This window comes from Candidatus Poriferisodalis sp. (assembly GCF_965204125.1).
Lineage (GTDB): Bacteria > Actinomycetota > Acidimicrobiia > Acidimicrobiales > Poriferisodalaceae > Poriferisodalis.
Map to the genome: position 1 here is coordinate 2,700,658 of NZ_OZ241968.1, position 17,847 is coordinate 2,718,504.

A 17,847-nucleotide genomic window follows, 5' to 3' on the forward strand; every position below is an offset into this window, starting at 1 on the left:
GCCGTGCTCGCTCGGCCTCGCGCTGTCGGTGCGACCAGCAGGTGACACGGCGAGGCGCGCCCCTGACTCGGTCCGAGGCTGCGCCGTAACCTCGCGCCGGTGACCTCCGTGGACGCGGCCAACGATTCTCCGGTCCATCTGGACTCGGCGCGCGGATGGGTGACCGCATGCGGCGCAGCGATCGTCGTCATGGCCGGCTTCGGCACCATCTACAGCTTCACCGCCTTCGCCAACGACATGGCGGAAGAATTCGACACCGGCCTGGGCCCGATCTCGATCGTGTTCGGCATCACCGTGTTCCTGTACTTCGGCAGCGCTCTGTTGTCGGGCCGCCTGTACGACCGGTTCGGCATCGTGCCGCTGCTGATCGTCGGCGGCGCCCTGTTTGTCGGCGGGCTGGTGGCGACGTCCTACGTGTCAGTGCTGTGGCACGGCTACGTCCTGTACGGCGTCGGGCTCGGATTCGGCGGCGGGCTGTTCAATGCGCCGCTGTTCGCACTGGTCGCGCTGTGGTTCGCCAAGCATCGAGCGATGGCTCAGGGCATCGTGGCGACCGGTTCGGGTCTGGGCACGATGATCTACGTCCCGTTCGCCCAGCGGCTGCTCGCCGAGTACGGCTGGCGCCTCGGCATGCGCTGGCTCGCGGTCATCGCGGTGGTGATCCTCGTATTCGGGCTCGCAGTCATCAGGCAGCCGCCACGAGTGCAGGCGGGCAGCCCCCGCCGGCACCTCTCGCTGGTGCTGCGGACGCCGGCGTTCTGGCAGATGGGAACCTCCGGCATCTTCTTCACGATCGCCGTGATCGGCACGATCGGGCTCATCATCCCGTTCTCCATCGACGACGGTGTGGAGGAGTTGGCAGCGGGTTGGCTGGTGTTCACCGTCGGGCTCTCGAGCATTGTCGGCCGGCTCGCTCTGACGAGCCTGGCGAGACCCTTGGGTTCGGTTCGCCTGCTGAAGATCGCTTTCAGCGGCCTGCCGGTGGCGTACACCATCTGGTTCATCACGACACGCGTCGATGCGCCCGGCACCAAGTACGCGCTGCTGGTGGTGTTCGCCTCAGTGCTCGGTGTTTCCTATGGCGGCTTCGTGGCGCTGCTGGGCGATGTCACCGCTCACCTGTTCGGCTTGGCGAGCATCGGCGCGGTGGTCGGCATCTTCTTCTTCTTTTCTGGCACAGGCGCCTTGATCGGCCCGCCCTTGCTGGGCTTCACGCACGACGCGAGCGGCGGCGTCGGAGTGCCGATCTTGATGGTTGGTGTCATTGCGTTGGCGGGTGTCTTGGTACTCCTGCCGATGACTCGCCATCCACTGGCACTGCCGACCTACATCGGGCCTGGCGGTCCGCCGCCAGCGCGTGCCGCTGCGGCCGCTGCGGCGCCCCGGCCGCTCGCACCAGTGCGGATGCCGGGCACAGCGCCCGCTCCGGTTACGGCCGGAGTCGCGGCCAGCGCTGCGGCCGGAACTGCGGCCAGAACCGTGCAGCGACTGCCAGTGACAGCCGGTGCGACCGCGCCTTCGCCGACTCCCGCGGCGGTCCCGACAGTGCCGACGGTCCCGGCAGCTCCGAGGGTGCGGCCGCTGGACGATGGCCTCGTGGCTGCGATGTCAGGTCCGCGTTCTGCCGCGCTGCGTGTCGCCCCGCCTGAGGTGTTCTGGCCGGTTCCCGATGAGGACGTCTCTGCGAACGGGCTGTCATGAGCGCTGAGACTCTGCAACCGCAGCCGACCGACGCGGTGCCCCAGGCGCCCGTGCCGGTGCTGGTCGGCACCGTGCAGGAGGGGTGGATCGACTACAACGGCCACCTCAACGCCGGCTACTACCTGGTGGCCTTCGACGACGCCATCGCACCGTGGATGGACTACATCGGCATGGGCACCGCCCATCGTGAGGTGCGAGACATCACGACGTTCTCCGCAGAGAACCACATCACCTACGTGCGCGAGATCGGGCCCGATGAGCCGTATGTGATCTCGGTCCAGCTGCTCGGCTTCGACCGCAAGCGAGTGCACGCCTTCCAGACGATGACCCAGACCCTCGACGACTACCTCGTGGCGACCTGCGAAGTCATGTCACTGCACATCGACGGGCCGACTCGACGCGTCGGGCTGATGGCCGATGAGCCGTACCGGCGCCTCGGCGAGATCTGGGAGGCACATCAGCACCTGCCGCTGCCGCCCCAGGTCGGTCACGTGATCAGCATCCGGCCATCAGACGAGGCCTCGCTGCATCCCGACCTCGCCTAGGGCCTGGGCACGGCCAAGCCGCCGGCACCGCTCGGCGTGCGGCGGCGTGTACGCGGTAGCGCCGTTCGGCCTCACAGACTCGGTCACGGCTGACGCCGGTCGAGATCGCGGTGCCGTGACTAGGTTGCGGCCGTGGAGATCTTCGGCGTCGTCAACGCCTCTCCAGATTCGAAGGCCGACTTCTCTGTCGTAGAGGGCTGCAGTGAAGCTGCCGCCCGGGGGGCCGAGCTGCTGGCCGAGGGTGCCGATCACTTCGACCTCGGCGGCGAAGGCTCCACGCCTGGCAGCGACGAGGTCAGCCCCGACGACGAGTGGCGGCGGGTCGAAGGGCCGCTGCGCGGGCTGCTGTCGCTGGGCGCCGAAGTGGCGATAGACACCCGCAAGCCCGAGGTGGCGCGCCGAGCCCTCGACGCCGGCGCAACCGTGCTGAACGCGGGCGACGCATTGCAATCACCCGAGATGATCGAGCTCGCCGCAGAACGCGAGGTCACCGTGGTGCTGCCGTTCATGCTGGGGCGCGACTTCCGCAGCGTCCGTGACGTACGAGGCGATCCGGTGACGGTCCTGGTCGAATGGTTCGCTTCGCGGATTGAACGCCTGCGCGAGGCGGGCGTGAAACAGCGGCTCCTGCTCGACTGCGGTGTCGGCTTCGGCCCGCACGACATGGACTGGCCCGAACGGGCGGCGTACCAGCGAGCCATCTACAGCGGCCTCGGCGAGCTGCGCCGCTTCGACCTGCCGCTATACGTGCCAGTGCCCTGGCTGCAGACACCCGACCGCCTCGAACTGTTGGACCTGGCACTCACTCAGCAGCCCGACTACGTGCGAGCCCACCGCCCCGCCCAAGTCCGCGAGCACCACGCAGCCCTCACCGCAGCCAGCTAAGCCGCATCCCCTATGGCCGCCGTCCCAGCGTCGGGCCGGGTCGATCACCGCAGCGCTGCGCTTGGCGGCGCGTTGAGAGCGTTCCCCATCAGTTCAGTCAAGAGGATGCTCGGCGCCCGCTCCGGCTGTCGGTATGGCCTGTCGGTCCGTCCACCGGCCGGGCTGTCAGTCGGCGAACTGGCAGATCCTTGCGCTGGACGCGTGTCGAGTGTCGTGCCGGCAGCGGCCTTCCCCGCGGCACTTAACGCGGGGGTGCTCGAGGTCCGCGCTGACCGTTCGGGTGAGCAGTGCGCCTCCCTATGGGCTCGTCTGTCGGCTGCCTTCGGGTCCGGTTTACCGCTCGGTGTTCGGGTTGACCGGCGGGCTGTTCTAGTGGTTGGCCGTTCGGTGGTGTGGTAGGCGGTTGGAGTCCGAAGCGGACGTCGTTGGGGTTCCATTCGACGGTGAAGCCTTGTTGGTGGATCTTGTCGTTGTGGCAGTCCGCGCAGACGGTGACGAGGTTCCAGTAGTCGGTGCGTCCTTCGTGTTGCCAGAACTCGATGTGGTGGTGCTGGCAGCGCTCGGGCGGGATGCCGCACCCCACGCAGCCCTTGTCCCTGAGTGCGAGCGCAGCACGTTGCATGTCGGTGGCGGTGCGGCTGGCGCGTCCCATGCGCAGATCACCGGTAGCGACTTCGAAGATCGTGGGCAGTACTTGGGCATCGACGGCGATCTTGGCGATCTCGCTGATCGGGATCGGGGTGCCGTCAGCCAGCCGGCCGTTGACGAGCTGGCGGTTGAGGGTGTCGTAGTCGGCGACCACGATCAGCGACGCCCCCGCAGGACGCTTCGCATCGGGGTCCAACATGAGCTCGGTGATGGCGTCTGCGGTGCGTTGCGGGGGAGTGCGCCGCTCGGCGCAGCCCTCGTTGCGGAACAGCCGCCGCTCAGCAGCCGCGATCACCGTCCCCAGGCGTGCGCCGGTGAGCGGGTCGACTTCGAGGTGCACGACGGTCATGCCGTCGCTGTGACGGGTCAGAATCGTGCCGGTGCGTGCCTGGCGCTGTCGTTCGAGCACTGATGCGCCGTCGTCGCAGCTGACATCGGCGACGTGGCGGGCGACGGTGCGGCGGAACTCGTCATAGCCCTCCCGCTGTGCCAGTGCGGCCAGCATCGCCTCGTCAACCGGAGCATCGCCGGCCGCGCGGGCGATCAGCTGCGCATGACCCACCGGCACCGACCCCTCAGCAAGCCCGGCCCGTGTCACATCCAAATCGCCGAGCCGCACCGCGTCGCGGACCTCGCCGCGTGCCTTGCGACCCGACACCGCCATCTCGTGGGTCGCGGCGTGGGCGGCGGCGCCGTCGCCGCTGCGGCGGGCGATCTCGCCGAGCGTGTCGGCTTTCATCGCGGCGAGCCGCGACTCGGCCCGAGCGATCTCGCCCAGCCGCGCACGCAGACCGGGCCCGCACAGCCCGGCAACATCGACCGCGTCCACCCAAACACCACCTGACGCCCCCGCAGCCCCAGAACCCGGCCCGGCCTCACCAGAGGCGGCAGCGGTGGAGGGTGCGGCAACAGCGAGAGCACCCTCGCGACCTGGGTCGGTCTCGGAGTCGTCGAGTGGTTGAGCGGCGGCGAGCGTGGTTCCGAGAGGCGGGCTCTTGCACCCTGAGCCGGACCTGGCACCGCTGGGTGGCACGGCTGTCGGCAGCTCGCCTAGGGCGAGTTCGTTGTTGTGCCCCGCAGTGGTCTCGGCGCCGTCCCTCAACATGGGAACGACCGTACGAGGGGGGTGTGACAGAGTCACGACGGTTGTCTCCATGCGTCAGGGCATAACCAAGCGTGACCTGATCTACGATCCTCCGAGGTGCCGTCGGGTCGGCGGAATTCCGGGAGGATCAGTGGGGTTGGAAGACGTACTTGCCAAAGCGCGCACGGAGTTGTCGCCCGGAAATCTGGGGCTTGAGACGAACGTGCAAGTCAAGGTTGTGCGCCCCATCTTGCGCAGCTTGGGATGGGACGACGCTGATTCGTCGCATCTGCGAGCCGAGTTCAAGACTGACTACGGACGGGTCGACGAAGCGCTCCTCGACGAGTTTGGCAACCCGTTGGTCTTCGTCGAGGCCAAGAAGCAAGGTCATCTGAAGGATGCGACCCGCCACTACAAGGCGCTGAGGCAGATCTTTCGCTACGCCAGGTATCGAGAGGTGCCGATCCTGCTGCTCACCGACGGCGAGACGTGGGACTTCTACCTGCGCCGGGCTCCAGGGCCGCCGGCAGAGCGTCGCTTCCTGCGGCTGACCCTGACAGAGCCCGTCGATATCGAGCTGGTGGCTTCCGATCTCCGTACGTATCTCAGCCGGGACGCCATGCTCCAAGGCGACTCCCTACGTGCCGCCCGCGCGCGGTTGAAGCGAGAGACAGCACGCGGCAAGAGGCGACGCGACATGGCGGCCGCGTGGCGGGCGTTGCTGGAGGCGGGCGACAAGTCTCTGCGGTCGCTGATAGCCGACAAGGTCGATCGAGATGTCGGTAAACGGCCCCCGGCAGCAGAACTCACTGATTTTCTTCGCGAACAGGGCGCCCTCGCGCTCCTGGACGGCGACCCGACGCCAACCTCACTGCGGCCGTACACATACGATGAGTTGTTCCCAGACGACCTGCCCCGAACGGACTACACCGAGGACGAACTCGAACACCTATCGCCGGAGGAGATGTCCGATGTCGTCGAATGGTGGACTGAGGAGTGGGAGCTGGACGAGCCCGCAGAGTCCGACCCGGCGTCGGGTGATTCGAGCCAGATCGTTGAATTCGTGCTGGCTGCACAGCGCACCTACGACGGTTGGGCGACTGCTGCCAACGAGATCCGTGAAGCCGCCGAGGAACACGACGATGAGCAGACGTATCTCGAAGCCATGTCAATGGCGGAACTTCGACAATTCGCGAAGCGTCTGCAGGTCCAGCCAGGCAGGCGAAGCAAGCAGGACCTCGTAGATGCGCTGGTTGAGTGCCTCGACTGGTTCTGATGGGACGAGATGGTGAACCAAGCGCCGAAAATGTCCGCAAGCCGCCCGTGATGCTCGCGAGATGGTGTAGTTCGACATGATCGAGATAGATCACGCCTGATCTACCATCTCCCGCGATGCCGAGCGATTGTCGGTGTGCTGGGAGGATCGAGCAGTGAGCTCAAGCGGGCTGGAAGACGCACTCGCGAGGTCACGCGAGGTGCTGAGTTCTCGAGTGCTTCAGAACGAGGCACAGGTTCGTGCTGCGGTGATTTCGCCGATGCTGCAGGCCTTGGGCTGGGATCCCGCCGACCCGACACAGTGGCTCGTCGAATGCCCGGTGGACAACGGCAGGGTCGACGATGCACTCTTCGGATCAGGCGGTTCGGCACTCGTCTTCGTGGAAGCCAAGAAACAGGGCAATCTCAGCGTCAGGGCAGAAGACCAGTTGTTCCGCTATGCGGCCAACAAGGGCGTGCCGATTCTCGTGCTCACAGACGGAGACACATGGGACTTGTACCTGAGCATGGCGGCGGGCGAACCGACTGAACGGCGATTTGCTCACCACACCTTGACCGAGTCGAGCGACCTCGGCAGAGTTGCCGACGACTTGAGAGCGTTCGTCGGTCGGACCGCGGTGACAGCTGGAGCCGCCCACGATGCGGCCAGTGCGCGCTTGAAACAGATCAAGGACCGAAAGATCGGTAAAGGTGGGCTTGTGCCGGCATGGGCAGCGTTGCTGGCTGAACCGGACGAAATGCTCCGAGACATGCTGATCGAAAAGGTGGAAGAAGACGTGGGTGCTCGGCCCGAGCCAAGGGACGCAGAGGACTTTCTGCGTCGTCAGGCTGGTGCCACTGTCGCAGCTGCAAGTGGCACCCGCCCGCCTGCCGCCCATTCGATGAACACTGCAGCGGCAGCCGATCAAGCGCAGCCGGGACCCACTGCTGGGCGGGACGCTGCAGTCGGGACGGGTCGGATCGTCGGGTTGGTGGTCGGCGACGTTCGATACGACACCGGAAACGGGCAAGCGGCAATGGCCTTGCTGGCGGGCGCATTGCAGCGGCGGAATACAGACTTCATGGAGCGATACCGCGACGAAGCCGCCCCTGCCGCGTACAAGGGAACGGCTGCGGTGCGAGACGACATGCTGGACGACTCGCTGCGGCGCCAAGTCAGTGAGAGGCGGTACCGACCAGTCGACGGGTTTCCCGAGTGGTGGATCTACGTGAACCTCAAGACGGATGAGCAGGCTCGGAGGATGAGGGTCATGGCCCAGATATCGGGCCTGCCTTGGGACGTCGACGAAGGCGTACGGCTCATACGCCGCGGATCTGCTTGAGCCCCGATCAGCCGGTAACAGCGGTGCCGTTTGATTGACGACAGAGTGGCAAGCGCCGGCTCAGCCGGTGGCGGGTTCTAGGGCTACCCGGACGTGCTTGTGGCGCGGGGTGAGTGAGAGCCATTCGCGGTCTTCGATGTCGGTGAGCTCGTTGACGGCCACACCGTGGATCTTGTGCTCGCCGTCCCCCTCGGGGTTGATCCGCAGCGAGCCTTGTCCTTCTTGCGCCACTCGTGATCACGGATCACGCTATTGGCGTTTCACGGCCGGCATTGGCTCGCCGAGAGCGATAGGGCGAGAACTGCCTGCGAAAAGGCGTAACCCCGGCCGTTTGCCGTAGCAGGGACGGTTCCGGGGTCTTCGCAGACGACCATACGCTCCCCGGCTTACATGTCAACGCCAGACGCCGACCTCCTCGCCGATCGCCTCACACGTGGTCGGCTCGGCTCGTACCTGAGTGCAGTCGCTGGCGACGCCCAAGCAGCCATTGCGCTATACGACTGGAACCTCGGAGCGGCAGCGGCGCTCTACGAGGACCTCGGGCGGCTTGAAGTCGTGTTTCGCAACACCGTCGACCAGGCGCTCGTCCGTCATGGCGCAGTCGAGGCCTGGCACGCACCTTGGTATCGGCAGTCGCACTTGTTCCCCAGTCGGCGCACCTCGCGCGCACGAACCGATATCCAAGCTGCTCGGCAACGCGCCACGCGTGACGGGCGCCGCGGCGAGGCACATGGCCGTGTGATCGCCGAACTGAACTCTGGATTCTGGCGCTTCCTGTGCGAGGCCCCGTATCACACGTCGATGTGGGTGCCTTGCCTTGTAGCGGTGTTTCCCGGGCATCCTTCCGGCAACGATGCTCGCCTGGTCCGCATCGATGTAGCGCGCCGAATGCGGTGCCTTCACGCTCTGCGTAACCGGATTGCGCACCACGAACCCATCCACCGCTGGGACCTCGCCCGTGAGCATCAGCACCTGCTGGAAGTCATGGGCTGGATCTGCACCGAGACCCGAGACTGGGCCGAGACGGCGAGCCGAACGCCGGGAGTTCTCTCAATCCGCCCGTAACGTTCGCGAGATGATGCAGTTCAACATGGTCGAGACAGATCAAGCCTGATCTACGATCTTTCCCGACGCCGAGCGATTGTCGGCGTGCTGGGAGGATCGAGCAGTGAGCTCAAGCGGGCTGGAAGATGCACTCGCGAAGGCGCGAGACGCGCTTGCCTCCGGTCTCGTGGTGAGCGAGGCGGCTGTGCAGGCATCCGTAGTCCGGCCAATTCTGCGTGAACTGGGTTGGGATGACGCCGATCCTCGACAGTGGCAAATGGAGTATCCGGTCGACAACGGTCGGGTTGACGAAGCACTCATCGGTCCTCTCGGCAAGCCGCTGGTCTTTGTCGAAGTGAAGCGACCAGGTGTGCTCAGTCCCAAGGCGGAGGATCAGCTGTTTCGCTACGCGAACAACAAGGGTGTGCCGCTGTTGGTCCTCACTGATGGCGACACATGGGACTTGTACCTGAGCATGGCGGAGGGCGAACCAGTTGAACGTCGGTTCACGCGCTGCAAGTTGACCGAGTCAAGTGAGTTTCGTGGTGTGGCGAGAGATCTCCGAACATTCCTTGAGCGAAGTGAGGTGCTGTCCGGGGCTGCCCGCAAGGCCGCAGAGGCGCGCTTGGAGCAGGTCAAACATCGCGAGATCGGTAAGGGTGGTCTGGATTCCGCCTGGGAGGAATTGCTCCGCGGACCGGATGAGATTCTGCGGGATCTGCTGATCGAAAGGGTGGAGGAGAATGTCGGCTCTCGTCCTGGTACGCGAGATGCCGAGGAATTCCTGCGCATGCTGGCAGCCAAAGTCCCGGTGACGGCACAGCAGGGCGATGTGGCCAAGTGGTTGCAAGCTGCCCCTGCAAACTTGACGTCGGGGATGAAGGCCACAGTGACGAGATGGCTCAAGCAGTTGGCCGGCCACACGCCCGGCAAGCCGTCTCCAGATGGCGCACCTCCCAAGCCGACACCGGGGTCCGGCAAATTGAGTGGCATTCGGATTCGGGGTAGAGAGCACGAGGTACTCGAGTTCGTACGGGTTCACCTGCTACTTGCGTCGGAGCTGGAGAGCTGGAATGGCGGCCTGCTGAATGAACTGGCAGCACGCGCCAAGCCGGGCATGAAGAATCCTCGAGCGGTTAGAGCCTCTGACCCCGTCTTGCAAACGGATCGCAGCAAGTACTACCGACAGATTCCGCAGTATCCCGAGTGGTACCTGCATGTTCATTGGTCAGCGAAGGACCACCAGCGGCTCATGCGCGAAATGACCGAATTGGCAGGTCTGTCTTGGGGTAGCGACGTCGTAGTTCTCTTCGCTGCCGACGTCGCCTAGCTCGCAGGCCCAACTCGTCGGACGAGTTCGTCGAGTGGCTGTGATGGCCCTCGCAAAGAAGCGGCGGTGGTTCAGCCGGCGACGGGTTCTAGGGCTACCCGGACGTGTTTGTGGTGCGGGGTGAGTGACAGCCAGTCGCGGTCTTCGATGTCGGTGAGCTCGTTGACGGCCACGCCGTGGATCTTGTGCTCGCCGTCCTCGTCGGGATACTCGGTGCCGAACCCGTGGGGAAGCGTCACGTGGCCGGCCATGACCGTGTCGGTGACCTCCGCAGGTGCTTCGGCCTCGCCGCGCTTGGAGACGATCCGCACCCGATCCCCGTCTACGACGCCGAGCGTGGTGGCGTCGTCGGGATTGATCCGCAGCGAGCCGGCCTTGTCCTTCTTGCGCCACTCGGGATCACGGATCACGTCGTTGGCGTTGGACGACCGGCGCTCGCCCGCCGAGAGCACGAACGGGAAGCGATCCTGCCCGATGGCCGGTTCCTCATCAGCCAGCGACCGGAATTCGTCCTCGAGCTCTTCGATGAACAGGTGGATTTTGCCGTCGGGGTGCGCGATGCGGTCCCACGTCTGGGAGTACTCGCTGACGCTGTAGATCATTCCCGACGGCGAGTCGACGAGCTTGTCGAACAGGTTGCTGGCCAGCTCCAGCCCCTCACCCTCGACGCCCGCGGCCCGCACCTCGTCGGGGTAGCGCATCGAAGCCTGCATGGCAGAGCCGAACATGATCGCCGCGGGCGCCATGTTGCCCAGCGTCGGACCCAGCGAGTCGTACAGCACGACCGGCAGCTTGGCCCCCACGTCAGGATCCGACGTCGACGCCTGCCCCAGCGCCTCGATGAACGCCTCACGGCCCTGCTGGGCCGCATCGGCCAGCCCGTCGGTGCCCGCGGGGCGCCCACCCATCGCGGCCACCAGCCGGCTGTGGATCTCGGCCTCGGGCAGCGACTCGCCCAGCGGCTCGAGGATCGGGTGGCGCACCTGGAAGTAGTTCGCTGGCATCTCCCCAGCGAAGAACGTGGCCTCCGGCTTCTCGTACTGCGAGCAGGCCGGCAGCACGTAGTCGGCCGCCCGAGCCGTCTCGGTCATCGCCACGTCGATCACCACCAGGCACTCCAGCTTGGCGAAGGCCTCACGGAACCGCTTCGAGTCGGGCAGCGTGTGCAGCGGATTCGCCGACTCCACGATCATCCCCCGGAACCGGTTCGGGTGATCGGTGTCGATGCAGTCGGGAATCGCGGCGCAGGCGACGAGGCCCGACAGCATGGCGTTGCCGGTGACGGGGTCGGTCTCGCCCTCGCCAGAGTGCCCGCAGATCGGGGCGAGCCGCAGCGGCAGGTTCATGCCGCCCGGCTTGGCGAAGTTGCCGGTCACCAGGTACAGCAGCCGCTGCAGCCACGAATTGAGCGTGGAGTGGGGCGCCATCTCGATGCCGAGGTCTTCCTCGGTGGACAGCGACTTGGCGGTGCCCATCGTGCGTGCGGCGGCCCGCAGCTCAGCCTCGTCGATGCCGCACTTGCGAGCGCAGTCGGCGATGTCGGCGCCCGAGATCAGGTCGCGCAGCTCATCCCAGCCGGTGCACTGCTCCGCGAGGAATTGCTCGTCGGTCAGCCCCTCCTCGACCATGATCGCCAGCAGCGCCGCCAAGGCCCACGCATCGGTGCCGGGGCGCACCCGCAGGTGATGATCGGCCATCGCTGCGGTCTCGGACACCCGCGGGTCCATCACCACGAGCTTGCGCTCGTCGTCGTTGCGGATCTTGTTGAGCTCGTTGCGCGACTCGGGGAAACCGTGGCTCTGCCAGGGGTTCTTGCCAATGAACACCGCGCAGTCGGTGTGCTCGAAATCGCCCATGGCGCCCAGGTTCTGCCTGCCGAACATCTTGCCCTGCGCCCAGAACATGCCGGTCTTCTCTTGCGCCAGCGCATTCGAGCGGTACTTGACGCCCAACGTCTGCAGCACGCCACGGGCATAGGCGCCAGGAAAATGATTGCCCTGCCCGCCGCCGCCGTAGTACAGGATCTTGTCGCCGCCGACCGAGTCACGGATGCCGGTCAGACGCTCGGCGACTTCGGCGATCGCAACATCCCACGGCACCTCCTCGAAGGTGCCGTCTTCCCTGCGACGCAGTGGGCTGCTGATGCGGTCGCGCCCGTTCTGGTAGTAGTCGATCCGCAGGGCCTTCTCGCAGGTGTAGCCCTTCGAGGCGGGGTGCTCCTTGTCGCCGCGCACACGGGTGATCTTGCGACCGTCCAGCCGCACCTCGATGCCGCAGTTGTTGGAGCACAGCACGCAGGCGGTCTTGTGCCAGACCTTCGTCGGGTCCTCCTCGGCGCCGTTGGTCGCCGCCGGAGCGGCTTGGTCCCCAGAGCGCTTGGCTCGAAGTGCGGCAAGTCGGGCGTTGGCGTCGGACATGGCATCCCCTTGGCGTATGCGGGCGCAGACATCGCAAGGCTACGGCGCAGACTGGCTCGCTGCCGGAATTGGGTGTCGCTTCGCACGCCGGGCGCGACGCACTGGCGCGCTAGCTTCTGGCCCACAGGGGCACCGCCGCGCCCCGCCAACACTTGGCCCTAGCGGCCTGCAGGAAGGAACACTCGTGCGGATCAGTGTGGATGCCGACAAGTGCCAAGGTCACAACCGCTGCTACTCGCTCGCGCCGGAGCTGTTCGACGTCGACGACTACGGCTACGCCACTGCGGCCGGCGACGGCGAGGTGCCCGCAGGCATGGAAGACAAGGCTCGTCTGGCTGCGGCGAACTGCCCCGAATACGCGGTATTGATCGAGGAATAACCCCGCCGACGCGTCCCGTGCGCGGCGGCACGTACCTCAGCGCCGCTTCAGCTCGAGCTTGTCGCGGACTTCTTCGGGGCCGATGACCCGGTAGTTCATAGCCTCAAGGATCTGCTTCGCCCGGGCAGTCAGATCGGCGTTTGTCGCCAGCCGCCCGCGTTCGAGGTACAGGTTGTCCTCGAGCCCGACCCGGGCGTTGCCGCCCGCAACCGCGGCCAGGGCCACATACGGAAGCTGGTCGCGTCCCAGTGCGAACGCCGAGAACGTCCAGTCGTCGGGCACGTTGTTGACCATCGCCATGAACGTGTTCAGGTCCGGCGGCGCGCCCCAGCGGATGCCCATGCACAGCTGCACCATGACCGGTGCTCCGATGACTCCGGCTTCCACCAGCGATCTGGCCTCCCACAGCTGGCCGGTGTCGAAGGCCTCGATCTCAGGGCGCACGCCGAGCGCCTGGATCTGGCGGGCCATCTCCATGAGCGTGTCGTGGGTGTTGGTGGCCACGTAGTTGCCTTCGCCGAAGTTCATCGTGCCGCAGTCGAGCGTGCAGATCTCCGGCAGCAGCTCGCGAACGTGGGCGAGACGCTCGGTGGCGCCTGCCATGTCGGATCGCACCGGGTCAGGCGGCAGCGGTTGCTCCACCGACCCGATCACGAAGTCGCCGCCCATGCCGGCTGTGAGGTTCAGCACGACATCTGTGCTCGATGCCCGCACGCGCTCCACCACCTCGCGGTAACAGTCGACGTCGCGGCCTCCGTCACCGGTGATCGGATCGCGCACGTGCACATGGCAGATCGCAGCGCCTGCCTCGGCGGCGTCGATCACGTTCTGGGCGATGTCGGCAGGCGTGTATGGCACCTTGTCGGACTTGCCGACAGTGTCACCAGCACCGGTCACAGCACAGGTGATGAAGACGTCAGGCATCGCAAATTGTCTCACAGCCCGTCCGGCTGACCGGCCTGCTCAGATGCCTTCGGCCGCCGCAAGCCCTTCCGGGTCGACTTCCTGCCCGGCCGCCATGGCGGCAAAGATCTCGGGTGGCTCCCGCCACGAATCCATCGGGCTGCCGGCTCTGGCCGCCTCGATTGCCTCCCACACACGCTGGGGGCTCATCGGCATGTCGATATGCCGGACGCCGAGATGCGCCACGGCATCGATGACGGCATTCTGCAGCGCCGGTGTCGACCCGATCGTGCTGGCCTCGCCGATGCCCTTCGCTCCCAGCGGGTTGAGCGGCGAGGGAGTCTGGGTGCTGTGCACCTCGAAGCTGGGGAACTCGGCCGCCGACGGGAACAGGTAGGTCATCAGCGTGCCGGTCTGCGGGTTGCCGTCGGCGTCGAACACCACTTCCTCGTACAGCGTCTGCGCAGCGCCCTGGGCGATGCCGCCGTGCTGCTGGCCGGCAAGCAGCAGCGGGTTGATCACCGTGCCGGCGTCGTCGACCGCGATGTGGCGCAGGTAATGGATTTCGCCCGTGTCGGTGTCGACCTCCACCACCGCGATGTGCGCGCCGAAGGGGAAGCTGGCCTCGCCCTGGTCGAAGTCGAGCTGCGCTGCGAGGCCCGGGTCGATGGGCTCGCCCCGTTCGGCCGCAGTGCTCTCGGCTGCGGTCGGGTCACCGAGCAGCCCGTCCGGGGCATCGTCGGCCGCCGTGGCCAGCTGTGCCCAGTCGACGGATCGGGCCGGCACGCCGGCCACGCTGAACGTGCCCACCGCGGCATCGAGCACGATGTCGTCGACGCTGGCCTCGAGCAGGTGCGCCGCTAACCGCTGGGCTCGATCGATGAGCACGTCGGTGGCGTTGGCGACGGCCGAGCCGCCGACCTGAACCGAGCGGGAGCCGCCGGTGCCGCCGCCGCGGGGCACGAGATCGGTGTCGGACTGGATGAAGCCGATGTGCTCCACATCGATGCCGGTGCGGGCCGACACGATCTGGGCGAATGTCGTGTGATGACCCTGCCCGTGTGCGCTGGTGCCGACGCGGATGGTGGCACCGCCGTCGGGTTCGATGCGCACCGCCGCGAACTCGCTGGTCAGACCGCCGGCAGTGATCTCGACGAAGCTGGCGATGCCGATGCCGAGCTGGCGCACGTCGCCGCGCTCGCGCCGGGCGCGCTGTTCGGCCCGCAGATCGTCGTAGCCGGCGAGCTCAACGGCACGCCGCAGGGGCAGGGCGTAATCGCCGCTGTCATAGGTGACGCCGGTGAGCGTGTCGAAGGGGAAGGCGTCGGGCGAGATGAAGTTGCGCAGCCGGATCTCGATGGGATCGATGCCGGTCTCGATGGCGGCCTGATCGACCAGCCGTTCGAGCAGGGCAGCTGCCTCGGGTCGCCCAGCACCCCGGTATGCGCCGGTGGGCGTCGTGTTGGTGACTGCCGTGGCCACGTCGAACCGGATGGACGGAAAGGCATACGTGCCGTTGGACATGCGCTTCGTGCCCGCCGGCAGCATCGTTCCGATGTTGGGGTAGGCGCCGGTGTCGCCCACCAGGCGCACGCGCAGCCCGGTGAACGTGCCGTCATGCCGCACGCCGAGCTCGGCATACTGCACTTGCGCGCGGCTGTGGGCCAGCGTGGTCATGTCCTCGCTGCGTCCCGGCGTCCAGGTGACCGGTCGACCCAGCCGATCCGCCAACGCCGCCACCACGGTGTGCTCGTGATACAGGCCGGCCTTGGCGCCGAAGCCGCCGCCGACGTGCGGGGCGATGACGCGCAGCCGCCCGGCATCCCAGCCGAGTGCGCCGGCGAGCTGCATCTTCGTGAGGTGCGGCATCTGGGTGGCGCAATACACGGTCATCCGGCCGTCGTCGCCAGGCACAGCGGCGCACGAATTCGGCTCGAGCGGCACCGCTGCGATCTTCTGGTTCACGTAGCGGCCCCGCACGATGTGATCGGCGCCGTCGAGCGGATCGGTGCCGGGCGGGTCGGTGATCTCGGTGGCGACGTTGTTGGGCCGCTCGTCGAAGAGAGCCGGAGCGCCAGGGGCCAGCGCCGCCTCGGCATCGGGCGCTGCGGGCAGCGGTTCGTAGTCGACGGCAACCAGCTCGGCGGCATCGACTGCTTGCACCAGGGTTTCGGCCACCACGACGGTGACCGCCTCGCCCACGAAGCGCACCTTGCCGACCGCCAGCGGGGGACGGGCGAACTCGTCGGCCACAGCGACGAAGCCATGGTGCGGCGCCACGCCGAGCTCCGCTGCGGTGAGCACCTCGATCACGCCCGGTGCCTGCTGTGCCTCGCCGGTGTCGATGCGCTCGATGCGTGCATGGGCCACGGGGGAGCGGACGAACACCGCGTGGCACATGCCGACCGCCGAGTGGTCGTACACGTAGCGACCTCCAGCGGCAAGCAGCTCGGGGTCTTCGCTGCGTCGGACTTCGTTGCCCAGGATCGATCCGGCCATGGGCGGCGAGGCTAGCGACGGGCCGCTGCACCATCCGGCTCGTTACGCTGCCGCCGTGACCGGCGGCGACGTGTACACCCACGGCCATCAGCCTGCGGTGGTGGCACAGCACGCGCGGCGTACCGCTGAGGACTGTGCGGCTTTTGCGCGGCACGTGATCGAGCCCGATGCCCGGATCCTCGATGTCGGCTGCGGACCGGCGTCGATCACCGTCGGCCTCGCCCGCTGGGCGGAACGAGGTCACGTCACCGGCATCGAAGTCACCGATGAGATCCTGGCAACCGCGGCAGCCACGGTTGCCGAAGCCGGCGTCGACAACGTGAAGCTGGCCAACGAGTCGGTGTACGAGCTGCCCTATGACGACGGCACGTTCGACGTGGCGTACGCGCATCAGGTCTGCCAGCACCTGTCCGACCCAGTGGCCGCGATCTCCGAGATGGCTCGGGTGGTGCGCGCCGGCGGCTGGGTGGCCGTGCGCGACTCCGACTACTCGACCATGCGGGGCTACCCCTCGAGCACCGAGATCACACGCTGGCGAGAGGTGTACCGGCAGGTCTGCCGCCACAACGACGCCGAGCCCGACGCCGGCCGCCACATGTATGCGTGGTTCCGTGCTGCCGGGCTGCCCGATGTGCAGATGTCGGCGTCGGTGTGGCAGTTCTGGACTCCCGAGACGCGCCGCAACTGGGGCTACTCGTGGGCGGATCGCTGCCTGCACACGAGCTTCGCTCGTCAAGCCGTCGAATACGGCTATGCCACATCAGACGAGATGGAACAGATCGCCGCCGGTTGGCGAGCATGGGCCGACGATCCCGACGGCTATTTCCACTTCATTCACAGCGAGGCGCTGGCGCAGGTCACCTGAGCGACTCGGCCAGGACAGTCTCTAGCTCGGCGTCGTCGGGCGGGTCTGCGCCCGGACGGGTGCAGGTGATTGCGGCGGCTGCGGCCGCACGTTCGGCGATTGCTCGCCATTGCCGCAAGTCGAGCGCGGCGAACGCAGTCCGGTCGGCGCCGGGCCGCTCCCACAACGAAGCCAGCACGGCGCCCACGAACGCATCGCCCGCCCCCACCGTGTCCACGACGTCGACCGGCGGGGCAGCCACATCGAGCTGGCCTTCGGCGGTGTACACGGTGACGCCTTGGTGGCCGCGGGTGACGATCACCGTCGAGATCCGGCCGGCAAGCAGCTCGGCGGCGCAGTCGTCGGCGGCACGCCCGGGCCAGATCCACGCCAGGTCCTCATCGGAGGCCCGGAAGAGGTCGCAGACACTCAGCCAGCGCTTGTGAAAGCGATCCCACCGGTGGCGATCCTCGACGATCGCGGGTCGGACATTGGGGTCGAGCGAGACGAGGCCGTCGTGACGCTCGGCAAGCGAGGCCAGCACGTCGGCGGTGCGCCCGCGGAACATGCCGAGCGTGCCGCCGTGCAGGATGTGAGGCCCGTGGCCGAGGGCGGCGAGGTCGGCTGCATCGAGGGCCGTGTCGGCAGTGTCGTCTCCTTCGAAACGGAACGACGGGTGCGGCACCAAGCTGACGATCGCCTTCGCGGTGGGCTCTGCGCCCCGCTCGCACGCCCGCAGGTCGACGCCGCTGCGCTGCAGGTGGCGCCAGATGAGCTGGCCGGCCTCGTCAGTCGACACCCGTCCCACGAACGCGCTCGGTGCCCCCAGTCGAGCAGCGGCGATGGCGGCGTTCATCGGCCCTCCGCCGGGCACCGCACGCGATTCATCTCCGTCGAGCACGTCGACCAGCGCCTCGCCGCAGCAGACGATCATCCGGCTGCCGTTGCCGTGCCGCCGCGCCACAGTCGCC

The 17,847-nt window shown here is 67.1% G+C and carries 15 protein-coding genes; 9 read left to right on the plus strand and 6 right to left on the minus strand.

The window, feature by feature from the left end; all coding sequences use genetic code 11:
- Positions 1-99: 99 nt before the first annotated feature.
- From ACOGXD_RS12530 to ACOGXD_RS12540, 3 genes are all read left to right on the plus strand, one after another.
- A complete protein-coding gene (locus ACOGXD_RS12530) occupies positions 100-1,701 on the plus strand; it encodes an MFS transporter (protein WP_419915369.1) in 1,602 nt (533 codons plus the stop codon).
- Entirely contained in the window at positions 1,698-2,246 is a 549-nt protein-coding gene (locus ACOGXD_RS12535) for a thioesterase family protein (RefSeq protein WP_419915370.1), read from the plus strand. Before ACOGXD_RS12530 ends, ACOGXD_RS12535 begins: the two co-directional genes overlap by 4 nt.
- Before the next feature lie 132 nt (positions 2,247-2,378).
- On the plus strand, positions 2,379-3,131 hold the full coding sequence (locus tag ACOGXD_RS12540) for a dihydropteroate synthase (RefSeq protein WP_419907427.1): 753 nt from the start codon (positions 2,379-2,381) through the stop codon (positions 3,129-3,131).
- A gap of 241 nt (positions 3,132-3,372) precedes the next feature.
- Here the strand turns inward: ACOGXD_RS12540 and ACOGXD_RS12545 are convergent, their stop codons facing one another.
- Entirely contained in the window at positions 3,373-4,884 is a 1,512-nt protein-coding gene (locus ACOGXD_RS12545) for an HNH endonuclease (RefSeq protein WP_419915371.1), read from the minus strand.
- Between the two features lie 136 nt (positions 4,885-5,020).
- Between ACOGXD_RS12545 and ACOGXD_RS12550 the strand changes: the two genes are divergently transcribed.
- A complete protein-coding gene (locus ACOGXD_RS12550) occupies positions 5,021-6,139 on the plus strand; it encodes a hypothetical protein (RefSeq protein WP_419915372.1) in 1,119 nt (372 codons plus the stop codon).
- 154 nt (positions 6,140-6,293) lie between these two features.
- Positions 6,294-7,460, plus strand: a complete 1,167-nt coding sequence (locus ACOGXD_RS12555; RefSeq protein WP_419915373.1) for a hypothetical protein — start codon at positions 6,294-6,296, stop codon at positions 7,458-7,460.
- A gap of 60 nt (positions 7,461-7,520) precedes the next feature.
- On the opposite strand, the gene ACOGXD_RS12560 is transcribed toward ACOGXD_RS12555, so the two are convergent.
- Positions 7,521-7,691 (minus strand): hypothetical protein, encoded by a 171-nt coding sequence (locus tag ACOGXD_RS12560; protein ID WP_419915374.1) that lies wholly within the window; start codon positions 7,689-7,691, stop codon positions 7,521-7,523.
- Between the two features lie 159 nt (positions 7,692-7,850).
- Between ACOGXD_RS12560 and ACOGXD_RS12565 the strand changes: the two genes are divergently transcribed.
- Together ACOGXD_RS12565 and ACOGXD_RS12570 are read left to right on the plus strand one after the other, a co-directional pair.
- Positions 7,851-8,525, plus strand: coding sequence for a hypothetical protein (locus tag ACOGXD_RS12565; protein ID WP_419915375.1), 675 nt, complete (start codon positions 7,851-7,853; stop codon positions 8,523-8,525).
- Between the two features lie 103 nt (positions 8,526-8,628).
- The gene (locus ACOGXD_RS12570) at positions 8,629-9,834 is read left to right on the plus strand and encodes a hypothetical protein (RefSeq protein WP_419915376.1); all 1,206 of its coding nucleotides are present in this window, start codon (positions 8,629-8,631) and stop codon (positions 9,832-9,834) included.
- Positions 9,835-9,905: 71 nt separating this feature from the next.
- Here the strand turns inward: ACOGXD_RS12570 and ACOGXD_RS12575 are convergent, their stop codons facing one another.
- Positions 9,906-12,251, minus strand: coding sequence for a molybdopterin-dependent oxidoreductase (locus ACOGXD_RS12575; protein WP_419915377.1), 2,346 nt, complete (start codon positions 12,249-12,251; stop codon positions 9,906-9,908).
- A 184-nt stretch (positions 12,252-12,435) separates the two neighbouring features.
- Between ACOGXD_RS12575 and ACOGXD_RS12580 the strand changes: the two genes are divergently transcribed.
- A complete protein-coding gene (locus ACOGXD_RS12580) occupies positions 12,436-12,630 on the plus strand; it encodes a ferredoxin (RefSeq protein ID WP_323672500.1) in 195 nt (64 codons plus the stop codon).
- A gap of 36 nt (positions 12,631-12,666) precedes the next feature.
- Here ACOGXD_RS12580 and ACOGXD_RS12585 read toward each other — a convergent pair whose 3' ends face one another.
- A complete protein-coding gene (locus ACOGXD_RS12585; RefSeq protein WP_419915378.1) occupies positions 12,667-13,554 on the minus strand; it encodes a 3-keto-5-aminohexanoate cleavage protein in 888 nt (295 codons plus the stop codon).
- A gap of 39 nt (positions 13,555-13,593) precedes the next feature.
- Positions 13,594-16,032: a xanthine dehydrogenase family protein molybdopterin-binding subunit gene (locus ACOGXD_RS12590; protein ID WP_419915379.1), complete on the minus strand. Its 2,439-nt coding sequence runs from the start codon at positions 16,030-16,032 to the stop codon at positions 13,594-13,596.
- Between ACOGXD_RS12590 and ACOGXD_RS12595 the strand changes: the two genes are divergently transcribed.
- Positions 16,031-16,897 carry a methyltransferase domain-containing protein gene (locus ACOGXD_RS12595; protein ID WP_419915380.1) on the plus strand — a complete coding sequence of 289 codons (867 nt, stop codon included), beginning with the start codon at positions 16,031-16,033 and terminating at the stop codon, positions 16,895-16,897. The two genes, ACOGXD_RS12590 and ACOGXD_RS12595, sit on opposite strands and share 2 nt — an antisense overlap.
- Here the strand turns inward: ACOGXD_RS12595 and ACOGXD_RS12600 are convergent.
- Complete coding sequence (locus ACOGXD_RS12600; RefSeq protein WP_419915381.1) at positions 16,890-17,840, minus strand: carbohydrate kinase family protein; 951 nt, start codon at positions 17,838-17,840, stop codon at positions 16,890-16,892. The two genes, ACOGXD_RS12595 and ACOGXD_RS12600, sit on opposite strands and share 8 nt — an antisense overlap.
- Between the last annotated feature and the right edge of the window lie 7 nt (positions 17,841-17,847).